Consider the following 15557-nt stretch of genomic DNA (forward strand, 5'->3'; position numbering starts at 1 on the left):
ACGATGACGGACAACGAGCAGATCAGAGCTCTCGAATCGGTGCGGTTGAGCTGGGCACCGACCCCCGACGACGTGTGGCGTTCGCAGTCGAACGTGCACGTGCCGGGAATGCACGAACGAGTGTTCCTCGAAGTGATGAATGCATACGACGACGCGGACGCCTCCGACGACGCCAGTCCGCTCGGGGTCGTCGTGCGCGGCCCGGCCGGTTCGGGCAAGACGCACCTGCTCGGCCAGGTGCGCGAAGAAGTGCAGCTCAAGGGCGGCTACTTCTTCCTGATCAGGTTGCTCGACGCTGCCGGCTTCTGGCGCTCGACGCTGATGGGGATGCTCGACGACCTGATGCGTCCGTCCGGCCGCGGATCGGACAGCCAGCTCGGGCTGTTGCTCCGACGCCTGTGCGAGATCGGCGAGATTCCCGACGATCAACGCGCAAAGATCATGGGCGAGAACATGATCGACGCGGACACGTTGAACGATTTCGTCACCGCGGTGTACAAGGTTCACCCCCGCCACCGCCGGACGTCGCAGCACACGCTGCGCGCACTCGTGCTGTCCATCGCCCCCGACTCGGCAGTTCAGGACCTGGGTGACGCATACCTGCAATCGATCGACGATGTCGATCCGGACGAGTTCTCGGCCTGGGGCATCCGCCGGGCCGAACTCGGCCATCAGGGCATCGCCGAGAACATCTCGCGTCTGCTCGCTATCACCGGTCCGACGATTCTCGCGATCGACCAGATCGACACACTCGTGGCGCAGTCTCGTACCGGATCGGACCAGGAGTTCGCCGACGCTCAGGAAGACAAGGTCGTCGAGCAGCTCGCGCACGGCTTGATGTCGTTACGCGAGACCCTCCCCCGCACCGCCTCGGTACTTTCTGCGCTGTCGAGCGCCTGGGAACTGATCGCCGCGCGCGGAGTCGCGCCGATGCGTGACCGCTTCCGAGTCACTCAGTCGCTCAAGCCGATTCCATCGTCGGACATCGGACGCCTCCTTCTCGGACGACGTCTGGCAGCGTGCTTCCTCGAAGCCGGGTTCACTCCGCCGCACCCCACGTGGCCGGTCGCGCCCGACGCGTTCGAGCAGGCCCCCGATTTCACTCCGCGCCAGCTGCTCATCGCCGTCGATCGCCACATCAGGCACTGCCTCGACGCCGGCGTCGCGTCGGAGTTGGAGAGCTTCACCGACCGGTCGGGTCCGGCCGATGCGCCGGATCTACCCACTGCGCGGGTCAACGAACTCGACGCGCTCGACGATCGCTACAAGCAACTTCGCGAGCAGGTCGACGTCTCGATTCCGCTCCGACCCGACAGCGAGGACTCGATCGTTCCCGCACTGCTGTCCGCGGGCCTGACCGCGTGGATTCACGAGCATCAGTCGTCCGACGACAGCCTGGCCCAGGATCCGCCGCCGAGCGGCAAGCCTGCGCTGCACGCTCGCCTGCGCCACACCGTCGACACCGATACCGACGACGAAGAGCACTGGTGCTTCCGCGCGGTCACGTCCGGTAACGCCCGCGCCGCGCTGGCCCGAGTGGAACGGGCAGTGACGACGGCTGGCCTGCGGATAGACATGCCGAGGCGTCGGCTGATCCTGATCAGAAACGATCCGTGGCCGAACGGCGCGAAAACCGAGCAGACAATCGCGGCCCTGCGCCGCGCCGGCGGCATCGTGGTGCCCTTCGGCGACGAGGACCGCAGGGCTCTGGCGGCGTTGTCGATCCTGTTGACCGAGAACTCCCCCGCACTCACGTCCTGGCTGCTCGCACGCAAGCCGGCGCACGATGTGGAATTGTTCCGGGCGGTGCTGCCCGCTGTCAGTGTCGTCGACGACGACACAGCCCTCATCGAACCCGAGACGCCGAGCGTCGCAGCGCAGCCTGCGGCACCGCGGCGGCCGTCCATCGTGGTCGGTGCCGAACTCAGCACAGGTGCGGACGTCGCCGTTCCACTCGAAGCGTTGCGCAAGCACACTGCGATCTTCGCGGGCTCCGGTTCGGGCAAGACGGTGCTGATCCGTCGCCTGGTGGAAGAGTGTGCGCTGCAGGGAGTTTCGGCGATCGTACTCGACGTCAACAACGACCTGGCTCGGCTCGGCACCGCCTGGCCAGAGGACGAGAGGACGTGGCCACCGGGGGACGAAGCGAAGGCGACCGCGTATCTGCGCGACACCGACGTCGTGGTCTGGACGCCGCGCAAGTCCTCCGGTCGGCCGCTGAGCTTCCAGCCACTTCCGGACTTCGTCAGCGTCCTCGGCGACGCCGACGAGTTCGAGGCCTCCGTCGAGTCGGCACTGGCCTCACTCGAACCGGCTGCGGGAGTTCTGGGCACGTCACAGAAGGCCAAACACGGTCGGGCCGTGTTGAAGTCAGCGCTCGATCTGTTCGGTCGACGGCCGCAGGGCGGGGACCTGACCGCCTTCATCGACCTGTTGGAAGAGTTCCCCGAGGACGCCAGCGAGATGCGCGATGCGGTGCGCATCGCGGCCGGACTGGCCGAGAATCTCAAGGCCGCCGCCGCGAACGATCCGATGTTCGCGGGAGCGGGTACCCCGGTCGATCCGGCCGTTCTGCTCACTCCTGCCGAGGGCAAGAAGGCCAGGGTCTCGGTGATCAACCTCGCCGGCCTGACCACCGACGAGCAGAAGCAGAGCTTCGTCAACCAGCTGCAGATGGGTTTGTTCGCCTGGATCAAGAAGAACCCTGCGGGCGACCGGCCGCTGGGTGGGCTGTTCGTGATGGACGAGGCGCAGAACTTCGCGCCCTCGGACAGGACGACCGCTGCAACACACAGCACTCTCGCTCTGGCCTCGCAGGCACGCAAGTACGGACTCGGCCTGGTGTTCGCCACCCAGGCCCCGAAAGGTCTGCACAATCGAATCGCCGGCAATGCGTCCACTCAGTTCTACGGCCTGCTCAACAGTCCCTCGCAGGTCGAGGCAGCCAAAGATATGGCGCGCGTGAAGGGTGGCTCGGTTCCCGACGTCGGACGCCTGCCCGCCGGTCAGTTCTACGCGGCCGTGGAGGGCGCAGAATTCCGTCGTACGGCCACTCCGCTGTGCCTGTCCTACCATCCGAAGAGTCCGCCGACCGAGGAAGAGGTCATCGAGCTGGCGCGCCAGTCCTGACGCCCTCGACAGTGGCACACTGGATTCGATGAAAACCCTCGCACGCGGGGAGAACTGCCCCGCTCCTGCCGGTCCCCTGACGGTGACACTCGCAGCGTCGACCTCGGTCGACGTCTCCGCGCTGCTTCTGGGGCCGGACGGGCGGGTCCGTTCGGACGCGGACCTGGTGTTCTACAACCAGCCATCCGCCCCCGGTGTCGAGTATCGCCGTGCATCGACCGGGCACCTGCTGATGTTCGACGCCACCGCCGTCCCCGCCGGCGTCGATACCGTGGCCGTTGCCGCGTCCCTCGACGGAACGGGGCCGGCAACGTTCGCGGCTGCGGGTCCGACGGCGGTGACGGTGTCCGATGCGTCGGACACAGCCCTGTTCGCATTCACTGCCGATGCACTCGGAGACGAGAGCGCGCTGGTGTGTCTCGAGTTCTACCGCCGCGGCGAGCAGTGGAAGATCCGTGCCGTCGGCCAGGGCTACGCCGATGGTCTGGCTGGGTTGGCCACGGCGTTCGGCATCAGTGTCGAAGACGACGAGCCGACGCCCGACACTCCCGACGAGCCATCAGCAGACGCCGCTGCGCCACCCGTGAATTCACCCGTCCCTAGAGGAGTCATGGCCATGAGAAGTGAATTGTTCACGCCCGCCCACGCCGAGGTTCCCGGCTCGGGCATTCAGAAGCAGGGCAGCAAGATGTGCCGAATCGGGATGAACGGTGACGTGATGGCCCGGGCCGGTTCGATGGTCGCGTACCAGGGCGATCTCCGGTTCGAGGCGAAGGGCTCGGGTGGTATCGGCCGGGCGCTCAAGCAGGCGCTCTCGGGCGAGGGTGTACCTCTGATGAAAGTCACGGGCCGGGGCGATCTCTTTCTCGCCAACGCAGCTCAGGACGTCCATCTGATCGACCTGGACGGGTCCGACGGTCTGACCATCAACGGTGCCAACGTCCTGGCTTTCGAGTCCACGCTGAGCTACGACGTCAAGCGTGTGCAGGGTGCTGCGGCAGGCGGTAACGCGGGCTTCTTCAACTGTGTGTTCACCGGGCGCGGACGGATCGCCATCACCACGGACGGGATTCCGGTGGTGCTGAACGTCGATCAGCCCACCTTCGCCGATCCGCAGGCTGCGGTTGCGTGGTCGTCCTCGTTGCAGACGAGAGTCAAGAAGAACGATTCGTTCGGTCTCGGCACGCTGATCGGTCGATCGACCGGTGAGCGGTTCACCCTCGAGTTCGCGGGCCAAGGGTTTGTCGTCGTGCAGCCGTCGGAGCAGCCGCCGGGCGGGATGATCGGTGGCAGCGGCAGTGGTGAGCAGGCCGGTGTGGGCGGCGCGCTCGGCGGCTTGTTGGGCAGGTAGGCCGCGCGGCCGGAACACAGAAATGCCCGCTCCCAGGAAGGGAGCGGGCATTTGTGTGCAGGTACTACTTGGCCTTTTCGAGAACCTCGACCAGTCGCCAGTGCTTCGTGGCGGACAGCGGACGGGTCTCCATGAGCTGAACACGATCGCCTACGCCGGCGTCGCCCTTCTCGTCATGTGCCTTGACCTTGGTTGTGCGACGGATGATCTTGCTGTAGAGGGGGTGCTTGACCCTGTCCTCTAGCTCGACCACGATCGTCTTTTCCATCTTGTCGGATACGACGTAGCCGATCCGAACCTTACGGTTGTTGCGCTCTTCAGTCACAGTGTTTTCCTCGCTCATGCTGCGTCACCTGCTGTGTCCTCGGAAGGACCAGAGGCCAAGCCGAGCTCACGTTCACGAAGCACCGTGTAGATACGCGCGATTTCGTGGCGCACCACGCGCAGTCGACGGTTGTTGTCCAACTGGCCGGTAGCCATCTGGAAACGAAGGTTGAACAGCTCTTCCTTCGACTCACGCAGCTTGGTGACCAGCTCTTCACCGGTGAGCTCGCGGAGCTCTGCGGCTGGGGTTCCGGTAGCCATCAGAACTGCTCCTCCCTGGTGATGATGCGTGCCTTGATGGGCAGCTTGTGGATGGCGCGAGTCAGTGCCTCACGCGCGATGGTCTCGTCGGGGTACGACAGCTCGAAGAGCACACGACCCGGCTTGACGTTGGCGATCCACCACTCGGGCGAACCCTTACCGGAACCCATGCGAGTCTCGGCAGGCTTCTTGGTGAGCGGGCGGTCCGGGAAGATGTTGATCCAGACCTTGCCGCCACGCTTGATGTGGCGAGTGATCGCGATACGAGCGGACTCGATCTGACGGTTGGTGATGTAGGCGGGCTCGAGAGCCTGGATGCCGTAGTCACCGAATGTCACCTGAGTTCCGCCCTTGGCGGCACCCGAACGCTTCGGGTGGTGCTGCTTGCGGTGCTTGACCCGGCGGGGGATCAACATGCGTCAGCCCTCCTGAGTGGGCTCGGTCGAGGCCGGAGCCTCGGTTGCGGATGCCGCGCGGCCGGCCTCGGTGCTGGTCGCCGTGGTGCCCGAGGCACCGCTGCGACGCGGACGAGTGGGACGCTCACGACGGGGACGGTCTGCACCGGCGGCCGGAGCCGCAGCGGCAGCGAGTTCACGCCGTCCGCCGACGATGTCGCCCTTGTAGATCCAGACCTTCACGCCGATGCGGCCGAAGGTGGTCTTGGCCTCGTACAGTCCGTAGTCGATGTCGGCACGGAGCGTGTGCAGGGGAACGCGTCCCTCGCGGTAGAACTCCGAGCGCGACATTTCGGCGCCACCGAGACGGCCGGAGCACTGAACACGAATGCCCTTGACGTTCGGCTGACGCATGGCCGACTGGATGGCCTTACGCATTGCGCGACGGAATGCGACGCGGTTGCTGAGCTGCTCGGCAACACCCTGGGCCACGAGCTGAGCCTCGGACTCGGCGTTCTTGACCTCGAGGATGTTGAGCTGAACCTGCTTGCCGGTCAGCTTCTCGAGAGCTCCGCGGATGCGGTCGGCCTCGGCGCCACGACGACCGATGACGATGCCCGGACGTGCCGTGTGGATGTCCACGCGAACACGGTCACGGGTGCGCTCGATCTCGACCTTCGCGATGCCTGCGCGCTCCATGCCGGTGGCAAGAAGCTTGCGGATCTCGACGTCTTCCTTGACGTACTCCGAGTACTGCTTGTCTGCGTACCAGCGCGACTTCCAGTCAGTGGTGATACCCAAGCGGAAGCCGTGCGGGTTGATTTTCTGACCCACTACTGAGCCCCTTCCTTGGACGCCTGGCCCTTACGACGGTTGCGAGACGTTCCGCCGGTCTTGGGAAGGCTTTCGACGATCACCGTGATGTGGCTGGTGCGCTTGCGGATCCGGAATGCCCGGCCCTGAGCGCGCGGCTGGAATCGCTTGAGGGTTGCACCCTCGTCGACGAATGCAGTGGCGACGATCAGTGTGCTGGGATCGAGATCCAGGTTGTTCTCGGCGTTGGCCGCTGCGGAGGCGATCACCTTGGCGACCGGCTCGCTCGCTGCCTGCGGCGCGAACTTGAGGATGTTGAGCGCGTCCTCGACGGAGCGCCCGCGAACCAGATCCACGACGCGACGTGCCTTCATCGGCGTGACGCGAACGTGCTTCGCTACGGCCTTGGCAGTCGGATTGGCGGTGGGGGTGAAGTTGGTCATCGCCTCTTCGCCTTCCGGTCGTCCTTGATGTGACCCTTGAACGTGCGGGTCGGTGCGAATTCCCCGAGCTTGTGGCCGACCATGGAGTCGGACACGAACACCGGCACGTGCTTGCGACCGTCGTGGACGGCGAAAGTGTGACCGATGAAGTCGGGCAGGATTGTCGATCGACGGGACCAGGTCTTGATGACCTGCTTGGTTCCCTTGTCGTTCTGGACGTCAACCTTCGCGAGGAGGTGATCGTCTACGAACGGGCCTTTCTTCAGGCTGCGTGGCATTCTGAACTCCCTCCTAGCGCTTGTTCTTGCCGGTACGACGACGACGGACAATCAGCTTGTCGCTCGCCTTGTTCTTGCGGGTACGGCCTTCCGGCTGTCCCCAGGGGCTGACCGGGTGGCGTCCACCGGAGGTCTTGCCCTCGCCGCCACCGTGCGGGTGGTCGACCGGGTTCATCACGACACCACGAACGGTCGGGCGCTTGCCCTTCCAGCGCATGCGGCCGGCCTTGCCCCAGTTGATGTTCGACTGCTCGGCGTTGCCGACCTCGCCGACGGTTGCGCGGCAGCGCACGTCGACGCGACGGATTTCACCGGACGGCATACGCAGCGTGGCGTAGGGGCCTTCCTTACCGAGGAGCTGGATGCTCGCTCCGGCGGAGCGGGCCATCTTGGCGCCACCACCCGGACGGAGCTCGACCGCGTGGATGGTCGTACCCGTCGGGATGTTGCGCAGGGGCAGGTTGTTGCCGGGCTTGATGTCGGCATTGGCACCCTGCTCGATCGGCGAGCCCTGGGCGATGCCCTTGGGTGCGACGATGTAGCGCTTCTCGCCGTCTGCGAAGTGCAGCAGTGCGATGTTCGCGGTGCGGTTGGGGTCGTACTCGATGTGAGCGACCTTGGCCGGCACGCCGTCCTTGTCGTTACGACGGAAATCGATGAGACGGTACGCACGCTTGTGACCGCCACCCTTGTGCCGGGTGGTGATACGACCGTGTGCATTACGTCCACCGCGACCGTGCAGCGGGCGGATCAGCGACTTCTCGGGGGTCGAACGCGTGATCTCAGCGAAATCGGAAACGCTGGAGCCACGACGGCCCGGGGTTGTCGGCTTGTATTTACGGATTGCCATGAGTCTTCTCGTCCTCTATATCCGAAGAGTCCCAGTCGCTTACGCGACCGGACCTCCGAAGATCTCGATGGGCTTGCTGTCGGCGGAGAGCGTTACGAGCGCGCGCTTGGTGTCCTTGCGCTTGCCGTAACCGAACCGGGTCCGCTTACGCTTGCCCTGACGGTTCATCGTGTTGACGCTGGTCACGGTGACGTCGAAGATCTTCTCGACGGCAATCTTGATCTGCGTCTTGTTCGAGTCCGGGTGCACCAGGAACGTGTAGGTGCCTTCTTCGATCAGTCCGTAGGACTTCTCGGAGATGACCGGTGCCAGCAAGATGTCGCGGGGATCGGCGATCGTGGTCACTTGCTTGCCTCCTCGTTCTTTGCAGGCCCAGCGATGAAGGTGTTCAGCGCTTCCACGCTGAAAACGACATCATCGGCGTTGAGCACGTCGTAGGTGTTGAGCTGGTCGGGTGCGATGGGATGCACGCCGTCCAGGTTCTGAACGCTCTTCCAGGCTGCGATGTCCTCGCGGCCGACGACGAGCAGGACCTTCTTGCGGTCCGAGATCTCGGCGAGGAACGTCTTCGCACCCTTGGTGGACGGAACCTGTCCGGCAACCAGTTCGGTGATGACGTGCAGACGCTCGCTGCGGGCCCGATCCGAGAGGGCTCCGCGCAATGCGGCGGCCTTCATCTTCTTGGGGGTCCGCTGGCTGTAGTCGCGCGGCTGCGGTCCGTGGACCGTGCCACCGCCGACGAACTGAGGAGCGCGGGTCGAGCCCTGACGGGCGCGGCCGGTGCCCTTCTGCCGGTACGGCTTCTTGCCGCCGCCGCGAACCTCGCCACGAGTCTTCGTGGAGTGGGTTCCCTGACGAGCAGCTGCCAGCTGTGCGATGACGACCTGGTGCAGCAGCGCGATGTTCGCCGGAGCGTCGAAGATCTCCGCGGGGAGATCGACGGTGCCGTTGGTCTTGCCGCCGGCTTCCTTGACATCGAGCGTCAGCTTGGTCTCGGTGTTCTTCTCGAGGCTGGTCATGCCCGTGCACCACCCTTCAATGCAGACTTGACGATCACGACGTTGCCGCGACGGCCCGGGATCGCTCCCTTGATCAGCAGCAGACCGTTCTCGCTGTCCACCTTGTGGACCGAGAGGTTCTGCGTCGTGACGCGGTCGCCACCCATACGTCCGGACATGCGCATTCCCTTGAAGACGCGACCGGGCGTTGCGCAGCCACCGATGGATCCGGGACGACGGTGCACGGCCTGTGCACCGTGGCTCGCGCCCTGACCCTTGAAGCCGTGACGCTTCATGGTTCCGGCGAAGCCCTTGCCCTTGCTGGTGCCGGTGACGTCGACGTAAGCGCCGTCCTCGAACACTGCAGCGGTGAGTTCCTGGCCGACCTCGAACTGCGAGGCGTCGGCAACGCGAATCTCCACGATGTGGCGACGCGGCGTGACACCTGCCTTCTCGAACTGGCCGGTGGTGGGCTTGTTCACCTTGCGCGGGTCGATCGCACCGAATGCGACCTGGACGGCGCTGTAGCCGTCACGTTCCTGGGTGCGGATCTGGGTGACCACGTTGGGGCCTGCCTTGATCACGGTCACCGGAACGACGCGGTTGTTCTCGTCGAAGACCTGGGTCATTCCGAGCTTGGTGCCCAGAATTCCTGTTGCAGGCCGGTTCTTGTTATCAGTCATCGTTGTCTCCGCGCTCACTGGATGTTGACGTCGACACTGGCCGGGAGGTCGATGCGCATGAGCGCGTCCACCGTCTTCGGTGTCGGGTCGAGGATGTCAATGAGCCGCTTGTGAGTACGCATCTCGAAGTGTTCGCGCGAGTCCTTGTACTTGTGCGGCGAACGAATGACGCAGTACACGTTCTTCTCTGTCGGCAACGGCACCGGTCCGACGACGCGGGCACCCGTACGGGTGACCGTTTCGACGATCTTGCGCGCTGACGCGTCGATCGCCTCATGGTCGTAGGCCTTGAGCCTGATGCGGATCTTTTGTCCCGCCACGCTTAGTGTCCTTTTCTTGCCGCTTGGTCGTAGAACGGGCCGTTCGGCCTGCTCCACCTCGTCTGCACAGTCCCCGAGCCGTGGGAAACCCACCGACTCGAACTGCCTTCGTGCACACACGACAGTGAAAAACGTTGACGACCAGGCGTGACCTGATTCCGTTGCCGCTCTTCATCTGTCATGGTTCTCCGGTCCACGCGGTCGGGCGTGTCGCGATTCCGCTCATTCTTCTGGGCTGAAACTTTCGCTTCAACCATCCGAATCCAACGAAATCCGCACCGATCGAGCTGGTGTTCCGGACGCGCTCACGTGGAGCGCTGGTCTCATGTTCTTGCTCAGTCGGCTTTACGGCCGACTCACCTGTGTCAGGCCGCACGCATGCGCGTCCCGTGTCCAGGCAACCCGACCAGTATGCCGCAGACCGGGCATCAGATCAACTCGGGGCCGATCGATCGTCACCGCGCTACCTTACCGAGCAGTAAGGTAGCGCCATGACCACCGTCGAGAACACCACCGGCGCGACCTATCGCGCCTGGTCGAAGCTACCCAACAACGGTATCGGCTCCACCCTCTTCTCTGTCGGCATGTGCCTACGGGTTCCGTACTTCGCATCCGTACTGCCCCGTGTCGTCGCGCTCGAGCCGGGGCGCTGCGAGGTCACTGCCCCCAAGTGGTTCGGCATTCGAAACCACCTGGGCACCTTCCACGCCATCGCGGCCTGCAACCTCGCCGAGGTCGCGATGGGCATGCTCGCCGAGGCGACCGTCCCCACCTCGCACCGATGGATCCCCAAATCGATGACGGTCCAGTATCTGACGAAGGCCACCACATCACTGCGCGCGATCGCCGCACTCGACGAGCTCCCCGACTTCGGGACGGTCACCGATGGCATCGACATCGTCGTGCCGGTCGCGATCCGAGACACAGCCGGCGCGGAGGTGGTGCACGCGGACATCACCATCTGGGTCTCTGCCGCATCTCGTTGACATACTCGACCGATGAACTCGGTGACGCGGTCGGAGCCCGACAACTCCGTGATTGTGGTCGGAGGTTCGGGAGCGGTCGGACGTCTGATGGTCGACCTGCTGCGCGGTGACGGCGCTTCGGTCACCGTCGTCGACATCGACGACGGTCCCGACGCCTTTCCCGTCACGGTCGGTGACATCACTGCGCCCGACGAACAGCTCGAAGCGGTGCTGGCACGTGCGGCGACGGTCATTCTGGCGGTGCCCGAATCCGTGGCGCTGGCGGCGGACCTGTCTGCGCTGCGGCCCGACGCTCTGCTGGTGGAGACCCTGTCGGTCAAGTCCGGCTTCTCGCGCCACGTGCAGGGCGCACGTCCGATCGGTGCCGTGGTGGGAATCAATCCCATGTTCGCCCCGTCGCTCGGAATGGCCGGACGTCCCGTCGCCGCCGTCGTGCACCGACCCGGCCCGCCGGTGGATCTCTTCCTCGAGGGAATTTCGCGGTGGGGCGGTCGAGTAGTGCTCCTCGACGCTGCACGCCATGATCGCCTCGCCGCCGCGACGCAGGCGCTGACACACGCCAGTGTGCTGGCGTTCGGCCTGGCTCTGGCCGAACTGGACCTTCCGTTCGTCGACATCGACGCCGTTTCGCCTCCCCCACACGCGACGGTGCTCGCGGTGCTGGCGCGCATCACCGGCGGTGAACCCGAGGTCTACTGGGATGTTCAGGCAGGCAATCCGCACGCCGCCGATGCCAGGGCGGCGCTGCATCGAGCGACGCAGACGGTGAGCGAGACCGTCGATTCCGGCTCCGAGGCCGACTTCGCTCGCCTGTTGACGCAGGCCGAAGCCGCTCTGGGCGGGAACGGCGATCAGTATCGAGCATTGTGTGCGGAGATGTTCGGTATCGTTCGAGGCAGCGGCGGTAACCGATAGCCGCAGTCGGACGAGCGGAAAGCGGGGGCACGCGATGTTGGAGCAACCGTCGTTGCCGGAATTCGACTCCACAGATGTCGTGGAGAGCGCCGTCGTCGCGCGGTTGGCGAAGAACTGGTCACAACGCGCGACGGTCAAGAAGCCCGAACCCGAACTGGACGATCTGTTCGACGTCGCCAAGCAGGATTTCCCCGACGCTCTGATTCCGTTCGGTGAGCACGACACCTTCACCGGTGCCACTCCCGAGCAACAGAATCGACTTCGGGCGTGGGGCTGGATCGCGTTCAACAAGAACGTGATGGACGTCGAGCAGCATGTCGTTCATCCCGGCTTCGCCCTGCTGGCGCAAGACGTGTTCGAGACCGGGATGGGTGACACCCTCGCAGTTGCGGTGACCCAGGCCATGGTGGACGAGCAGTACCACACCCTCATGCACCTCAACGCGAGCGCAGCCACCAGGCGCGGGCGCGGTTGGGCCCTGTCGGAACGCTCTCTGCCGTTCAGCTCCACCGTGCGCCGGCAACGCGCGGCACAGGCGAACAGTGACGACCCCTGGTCGGCCGCGATCAGCTCCCTCGCGTTCATGACGGTTGCAGAGATCTCCATCACGTCGTACCTGGACCTGATCGAGGACGACGACGTCATTCAGCCCATCAATCGGGCAACGGTCAAGCTGCACAACCGCGACGAGTACTGCCATGCGTCCATCGCCGACGACATGGCCGCGATCGTCTTCGAGCGACTCGGTCCCGACGACCGGCAGAAGTTCCTGGACGGCCTCGTCGATGGCATGGACGCGTTCTCGAGCAGCGATTTCTCCACCTGGGGACGCATTCTCGAACTCGAAGGCGTGCTGGGAGCCGAGGCGATGCTCGCCGATGTCGAGCAGGACAAGAGCCGGCGAGCGTTGGTTCAGGACTACAGCGGGTTGCGGTCTCTGTGCCGAAAACTCGACGTCGAGAACAGTATCGATATCGACTGGGGCTGACTGCGGAACTCACGCAACGACGCCCCTCCACGTAACATCCACGGCGAATTTCGCTATCAAGTAGTGGCCCTCGACTCCACGGGGTCCGGTCCCACCACTCCCCCCGACAGCTCGGAGATTCGATGTCGTCAGCTCAACACGCAGCCGTACACGTGGAGGACGTACACAAGTCCTTCGGCGATGTGCAAGCGTTGCGCGGCATCAGCTTCTCCGCGGAGCGGGGAACAGTTCTGGGCATTCTCGGCCCGAACGGTGCAGGCAAGACGACGACCGTGAAGGTGCTCTCCACCCTGATCGCACCCGACAGCGGCAGAGCCTTCGTGGCGGGTCACGATGTCGCAACCGACGCTCCGGCAGTACGCCGCTCGATCATGATGACCGGGCAGTACGCGGCCCTCGACGACACACTGTCCGGCCGCGAGAACATCGAGCTCTTCGGTCGTCTGATGGGTCTGGACAAGAAGGCCGCGAAGGCCCGCGCCAAGGCGCTGCTCGACGAGTTCGACCTCTCCGATACCGGCAAGCGCCCCGTGCGCGGCTACTCGGGTGGTATGCGTCGCCGCATCGACATCGCCTGTGGCCTCGTCGTGCGGCCGGAGGTCGTGTTCCTGGACGAGCCGACCACCGGACTCGACCCACGCAGCCGGCAGGGTGTCTGGTCGCTGGTCGAGGCACTCAAGGCGCAGGGCATCACCGTGCTGTTGACGACGCAGTACCTCGAAGAAGCAGACGTTCTGAGCGACAACATCATCGTCATCGACAAGGGCACGGTCATCGCAGAGGGCACGTCGGACCATCTCAAGGCAATGACCGGCGGAAGCTACTGTGAGGTCGTTCCTCTCGATCCCGGCCAACTCCGTGCGGCCGCCGAAGCCCTGGGCGACATGGTCCCCGCTGCAGTTCACGCCGAGATCACCGCTGCCTCGGACCGGCTCTCCGTTCCCGCACCCGACGGCGCGGCAACGCTGTCGGAGATTCTGCGGCGTATCGATGCGAGGGGAATCGTGCTCGCCGACATTGCTCTGCGCCGCCCGTCGCTCGATGACGTGTTCCTCACGCTCACCGGGCACTCGCAGACGAGCACCACACCGTGACGGCCACTACGCGAGGCGTCGCCGATTCGAAGGCCAGAACCGTCCAACGGGCCGATGTCGGTTCGACCGCTCAGCAGCCGAAGCGGCGGTCGAGGACGAAGCCGTCGGGGTTCGTGCAGTGGCAGGCCCTCACCGGCCGCGCACTGTGGACCATGCTGACCAAGGGCGAGTTGCTGGTCGCAGTCATCGCACCGCTCATCTTCACCGTCGGCTTCTATCTGCCTCTCAAGTTCGTCATGGGTTTGCAGGGCATCGATTACGCCCAGTTCCTGATGCCGATCATCGTGTTGCAGGCCATGGCGTTCACCGCGATCTCGGCGGCACAGCGCGCCTCGGCCGAGGCGATGAGTGGTCTGAACTCACGGTTGAAGACCATGCCCGTCGTACGGGGCGTGCCACTCGTGGCACGAATCTCGAGCGGTGTCGTCCGCTCGTTGGTCTCGCTCGTATCCGCCCTCGGTTTCGGCTATGTCATCGGTTTTCGCTTCACGGCAGGGTTCGGTCAGGCCCTGTTGTTCTGCGCACTCGCCATGCTGATCAGCACCACGTTGTCGATCGGGGCCGATGCGATCGGAACTCTGTCGAAGAGTCCCGAAGCAACCAGCCAGGTGTTGACCCTCCCCCAGCTCATTCTCGGGATGGCGTCGTGCGGGTTCGTTCCGGAAAGTGGATTCCCGGAACTCATCCGACCGTTCGTACGCAACCAGCCGATCTCGCAGTTCTCCTTCGCAATGCGAGATATGGCCGAAGGAGGAGTCACCTTCCAGGTGTTGTGGCCGTCGCTCGCGTGGGTGACCGGATTGATCCTGTTCTTCGTACCGCTCGCCATCTGGGCGAGCTCCAGGCCAGAGTGAAGAGTCCGACATGACGATGTCCGAAGCGTCGGTGAACACGACCCGCGTGTCCGGCTTGACCTTCCCCGAACCCAACATGGTCCTGGGCGAGAGGTCTGTCCGTGCCCTCTGGACCCACAGTCTGATCCAGGCCAAGCGTCTGTTGATGCGATGGATGCGCGATCCGTCGACGATGATTCAGGCGTTGCTGTACCCCGCCTTGATGCTGGTCATGTTCCGTGTCGTGCTCGGAAACTCGATTTCCGCGGCCACCGGAGCGCCGGCGATCTACGGCCAGGTGCCGATGATCGCTCTCGTCGGAGCGATGTTCGGATCCATCGTCAGCGCGGTCGGCCTCAAGGGCGAACGTAAATCGGGTTTGCTGTCCCGCTTCTGGACGACACCGACGCATCGTGCCGCCGGTCTGCTGGGCAGGATGATCGCCGAAGCAGTTCGAGTGCTCGTCACCACCATCGTCATCACCTTGGCGGGTGTCGCGATGGGGTTCCGATTCACCCAGGGAATTCCGGCCGGCATCTTGTTGATTCTGGTGCCGATCGTGTTCGGTATCGGGTTCGCGGTCATGGTGACATTCCTGGCCACCGTCGCCGGCGACGCACCCCTGGTCGAAGTCGTGTCGATCTTCGCCACGCTTCTCATGTTCTTCAACGCCGGCTTCGTACCCGTGCTCGCCTACCCGCCATGGCTTCAACCGGTCGTCGCGGCGCAGCCGATGTCGGTGGCGGTCGATGCAATGCGAAACCTGGCAATGGGTGGTCCGGTCCTGACACCGGTGTTGCAAACTCTTGCGTGGTCACTCGGAATGGCAGTTGTGTTTCTGATCCCGGCAATTCGCGGCTACAAGAAGGCGTCGTCGGACGGCTGATCGAAGTGGC

At 64.6% G+C, this 15557-nt stretch carries 19 protein-coding genes; 8 read left to right on the top strand and 11 right to left on the bottom strand.

Annotated elements, in window-relative coordinates; all coding sequences use genetic code 11:
* The first annotated feature begins 3 nt into the window (after window positions 1-3).
* Both R3P95_RS04395 and R3P95_RS04400 read left to right on the top strand, forming a co-directional pair.
* Window positions 4-3129, top strand: coding sequence for an ATP-binding protein (locus tag R3P95_RS04395; protein WP_317547396.1), 3126 nt, complete (start codon window positions 4-6; stop codon window positions 3127-3129).
* A gap of 28 nt (window positions 3130-3157) precedes the next feature.
* Entirely contained in the window at window positions 3158-4480 is a 1323-nt protein-coding gene (locus R3P95_RS04400) for an AIM24 family protein (RefSeq protein WP_317547397.1), read from the top strand.
* Window positions 4481-4544: 64 nt separating this feature from the next.
* Here the strand turns inward: R3P95_RS04400 and rpsQ are convergent, their stop codons facing one another.
* From rpsQ to rpsJ, 11 genes are read right to left on the bottom strand one after another with little or no spacing between them, the layout of a single operon-like run.
* Window positions 4545-4823, bottom strand: coding sequence for a 30S ribosomal protein S17 (gene rpsQ, locus R3P95_RS04405; protein WP_032376635.1), 279 nt, complete (start codon window positions 4821-4823; stop codon window positions 4545-4547).
* Window positions 4820-5065 (bottom strand): 50S ribosomal protein L29, encoded by a 246-nt coding sequence (rpmC, locus tag R3P95_RS04410; protein WP_032376634.1) that lies wholly within the window; start codon window positions 5063-5065, stop codon window positions 4820-4822. Before rpmC ends, rpsQ begins: the two co-directional genes overlap by 4 nt.
* Window positions 5065-5481, bottom strand: a complete 417-nt coding sequence (rplP, locus tag R3P95_RS04415; RefSeq protein WP_027496313.1) for a 50S ribosomal protein L16 — start codon at window positions 5479-5481, stop codon at window positions 5065-5067. The genes rpmC and rplP overlap by 1 nt, the downstream gene beginning before the upstream one ends.
* 3 nt (window positions 5482-5484) lie before the next feature.
* Window positions 5485-6294, bottom strand: coding sequence for a 30S ribosomal protein S3 (gene rpsC, locus R3P95_RS04420; RefSeq protein ID WP_027496312.1), 810 nt, complete (start codon window positions 6292-6294; stop codon window positions 5485-5487).
* Complete coding sequence (gene rplV, locus R3P95_RS04425; RefSeq protein ID WP_037188319.1) at window positions 6294-6716, bottom strand: 50S ribosomal protein L22; 423 nt, start codon at window positions 6714-6716, stop codon at window positions 6294-6296. The genes rpsC and rplV overlap by 1 nt, the downstream gene beginning before the upstream one ends.
* A complete protein-coding gene (rpsS, locus tag R3P95_RS04430) occupies window positions 6713-6994 on the bottom strand; it encodes a 30S ribosomal protein S19 (RefSeq protein WP_008718309.1) in 282 nt (93 codons plus the stop codon). Before rpsS ends, rplV begins: the two co-directional genes overlap by 4 nt.
* 13 nt (window positions 6995-7007) lie before the next feature.
* Window positions 7008-7844, bottom strand: coding sequence for a 50S ribosomal protein L2 (rplB, locus tag R3P95_RS04435; protein ID WP_008718311.1), 837 nt, complete (start codon window positions 7842-7844; stop codon window positions 7008-7010).
* Window positions 7845-7883: 39 nt separating this feature from the next.
* A complete protein-coding gene (gene rplW / locus R3P95_RS04440) occupies window positions 7884-8189 on the bottom strand; it encodes a 50S ribosomal protein L23 (protein WP_027496310.1) in 306 nt (101 codons plus the stop codon).
* A complete protein-coding gene (rplD, locus tag R3P95_RS04445; protein ID WP_008718317.1) occupies window positions 8186-8863 on the bottom strand; it encodes a 50S ribosomal protein L4 in 678 nt (225 codons plus the stop codon). Before rplD ends, rplW begins: the two co-directional genes overlap by 4 nt.
* Window positions 8860-9525 (bottom strand): 50S ribosomal protein L3, encoded by a 666-nt coding sequence (gene rplC, locus R3P95_RS04450; RefSeq protein ID WP_027496309.1) that lies wholly within the window; start codon window positions 9523-9525, stop codon window positions 8860-8862. The genes rplD and rplC overlap by 4 nt, the downstream gene beginning before the upstream one ends.
* Window positions 9526-9539: 14 nt before the next feature.
* The gene (gene rpsJ / locus R3P95_RS04455) at window positions 9540-9845 is read right to left on the bottom strand and encodes a 30S ribosomal protein S10 (protein WP_003938093.1); all 306 of its coding nucleotides are present in this window, start codon (window positions 9843-9845) and stop codon (window positions 9540-9542) included.
* Between the two features lie 491 nt (window positions 9846-10336).
* Here rpsJ and R3P95_RS04460 point away from each other — a divergent pair, with 491 nt between their 5' ends.
* From R3P95_RS04460 to R3P95_RS04485, 6 genes are all read left to right on the top strand, one after another.
* Window positions 10337-10831, top strand: a complete 495-nt coding sequence (locus R3P95_RS04460) for a hotdog fold domain-containing protein (RefSeq protein ID WP_317547398.1) — start codon at window positions 10337-10339, stop codon at window positions 10829-10831.
* Window positions 10832-10843: 12 nt separating this feature from the next.
* Window positions 10844-11746, top strand: a complete 903-nt coding sequence (locus R3P95_RS04465) for a prephenate dehydrogenase dimerization domain-containing protein (RefSeq protein ID WP_317547399.1) — start codon at window positions 10844-10846, stop codon at window positions 11744-11746.
* A gap of 34 nt (window positions 11747-11780) precedes the next feature.
* Window positions 11781-12734 carry an AurF N-oxygenase family protein gene (locus R3P95_RS04470; RefSeq protein ID WP_149405332.1) on the top strand — a complete coding sequence of 318 codons (954 nt, stop codon included), beginning with the start codon at window positions 11781-11783 and terminating at the stop codon, window positions 12732-12734.
* 122 nt (window positions 12735-12856) lie between these two features.
* Entirely contained in the window at window positions 12857-13828 is a 972-nt protein-coding gene (locus R3P95_RS04475; RefSeq protein ID WP_068051396.1) for a daunorubicin/doxorubicin resistance ABC transporter ATP-binding protein DrrA, read from the top strand.
* A complete protein-coding gene (locus R3P95_RS04480) occupies window positions 13825-14682 on the top strand; it encodes an ABC transporter permease (protein WP_149405331.1) in 858 nt (285 codons plus the stop codon). The genes R3P95_RS04475 and R3P95_RS04480 overlap by 4 nt, the downstream gene beginning before the upstream one ends.
* A 10-nt stretch (window positions 14683-14692) precedes the next feature.
* Window positions 14693-15547, top strand: a complete 855-nt coding sequence (locus R3P95_RS04485; RefSeq protein WP_317547400.1) for an ABC transporter permease — start codon at window positions 14693-14695, stop codon at window positions 15545-15547.
* Window positions 15548-15557 lie beyond the last annotated feature (10 nt).

The organism is Rhodococcus cercidiphylli (genome assembly GCF_033042225.1).
In the GTDB taxonomy this organism is placed as follows: domain Bacteria; phylum Actinomycetota; class Actinomycetes; order Mycobacteriales; family Mycobacteriaceae; genus Rhodococcoides.

What these genes read in the sequence shown, in the direction of transcription:
- R3P95_RS04395 (WP_317547396.1), top strand. Translation starts at nt 4, where the DNA reads ATGACGGACAACGAGCAGATCAGAGCTCTCGAATCGGTGCGGTTGAGC.
- R3P95_RS04400 (WP_317547397.1), top strand. Translation starts at nt 3,158, where the DNA reads ATGAAAACCCTCGCACGCGGGGAGAACTGCCCCGCTCCTGCCGGTCCC.
- rpsQ (WP_032376635.1), bottom strand. Translation starts at nt 4,823, where the DNA reads ATGAGCGAGGAAAACACTGTGACTGAAGAGCGCAACAACCGTAAGGTT.
- rpmC (WP_032376634.1), bottom strand. Translation starts at nt 5,065, where the DNA reads ATGGCTACCGGAACCCCAGCCGCAGAGCTCCGCGAGCTCACCGGTGAA.
- rplP (WP_027496313.1), bottom strand. Translation starts at nt 5,481, where the DNA reads ATGTTGATCCCCCGCCGGGTCAAGCACCGCAAGCAGCACCACCCGAAG.
- rplV (WP_037188319.1), bottom strand. Translation starts at nt 6,716, where the DNA reads ATGACCAACTTCACCCCCACCGCCAATCCGACTGCCAAGGCCGTAGCG.
- rpsS (WP_008718309.1), bottom strand. Translation starts at nt 6,994, where the DNA reads ATGCCACGCAGCCTGAAGAAAGGCCCGTTCGTAGACGATCACCTCCTC.
- rplB (WP_008718311.1), bottom strand. Translation starts at nt 7,844, where the DNA reads ATGGCAATCCGTAAATACAAGCCGACAACCCCGGGCCGTCGTGGCTCC.
- rplD (WP_008718317.1), bottom strand. Translation starts at nt 8,863, where the DNA reads ATGACCAGCCTCGAGAAGAACACCGAGACCAAGCTGACGCTCGATGTC.
- rplC (WP_027496309.1), bottom strand. Translation starts at nt 9,525, where the DNA reads ATGACTGATAACAAGAACCGGCCTGCAACAGGAATTCTGGGCACCAAG.
- R3P95_RS04460 (WP_317547398.1), top strand. Translation starts at nt 10,337, where the DNA reads ATGACCACCGTCGAGAACACCACCGGCGCGACCTATCGCGCCTGGTCG.
- R3P95_RS04465 (WP_317547399.1), top strand. Translation starts at nt 10,844, where the DNA reads ATGAACTCGGTGACGCGGTCGGAGCCCGACAACTCCGTGATTGTGGTC.
- R3P95_RS04470 (WP_149405332.1), top strand. Translation starts at nt 11,781, where the DNA reads ATGTTGGAGCAACCGTCGTTGCCGGAATTCGACTCCACAGATGTCGTG.
- R3P95_RS04475 (WP_068051396.1), top strand. Translation starts at nt 12,857, where the DNA reads ATGTCGTCAGCTCAACACGCAGCCGTACACGTGGAGGACGTACACAAG.
- R3P95_RS04485 (WP_317547400.1), top strand. Translation starts at nt 14,693, where the DNA reads ATGACGATGTCCGAAGCGTCGGTGAACACGACCCGCGTGTCCGGCTTG.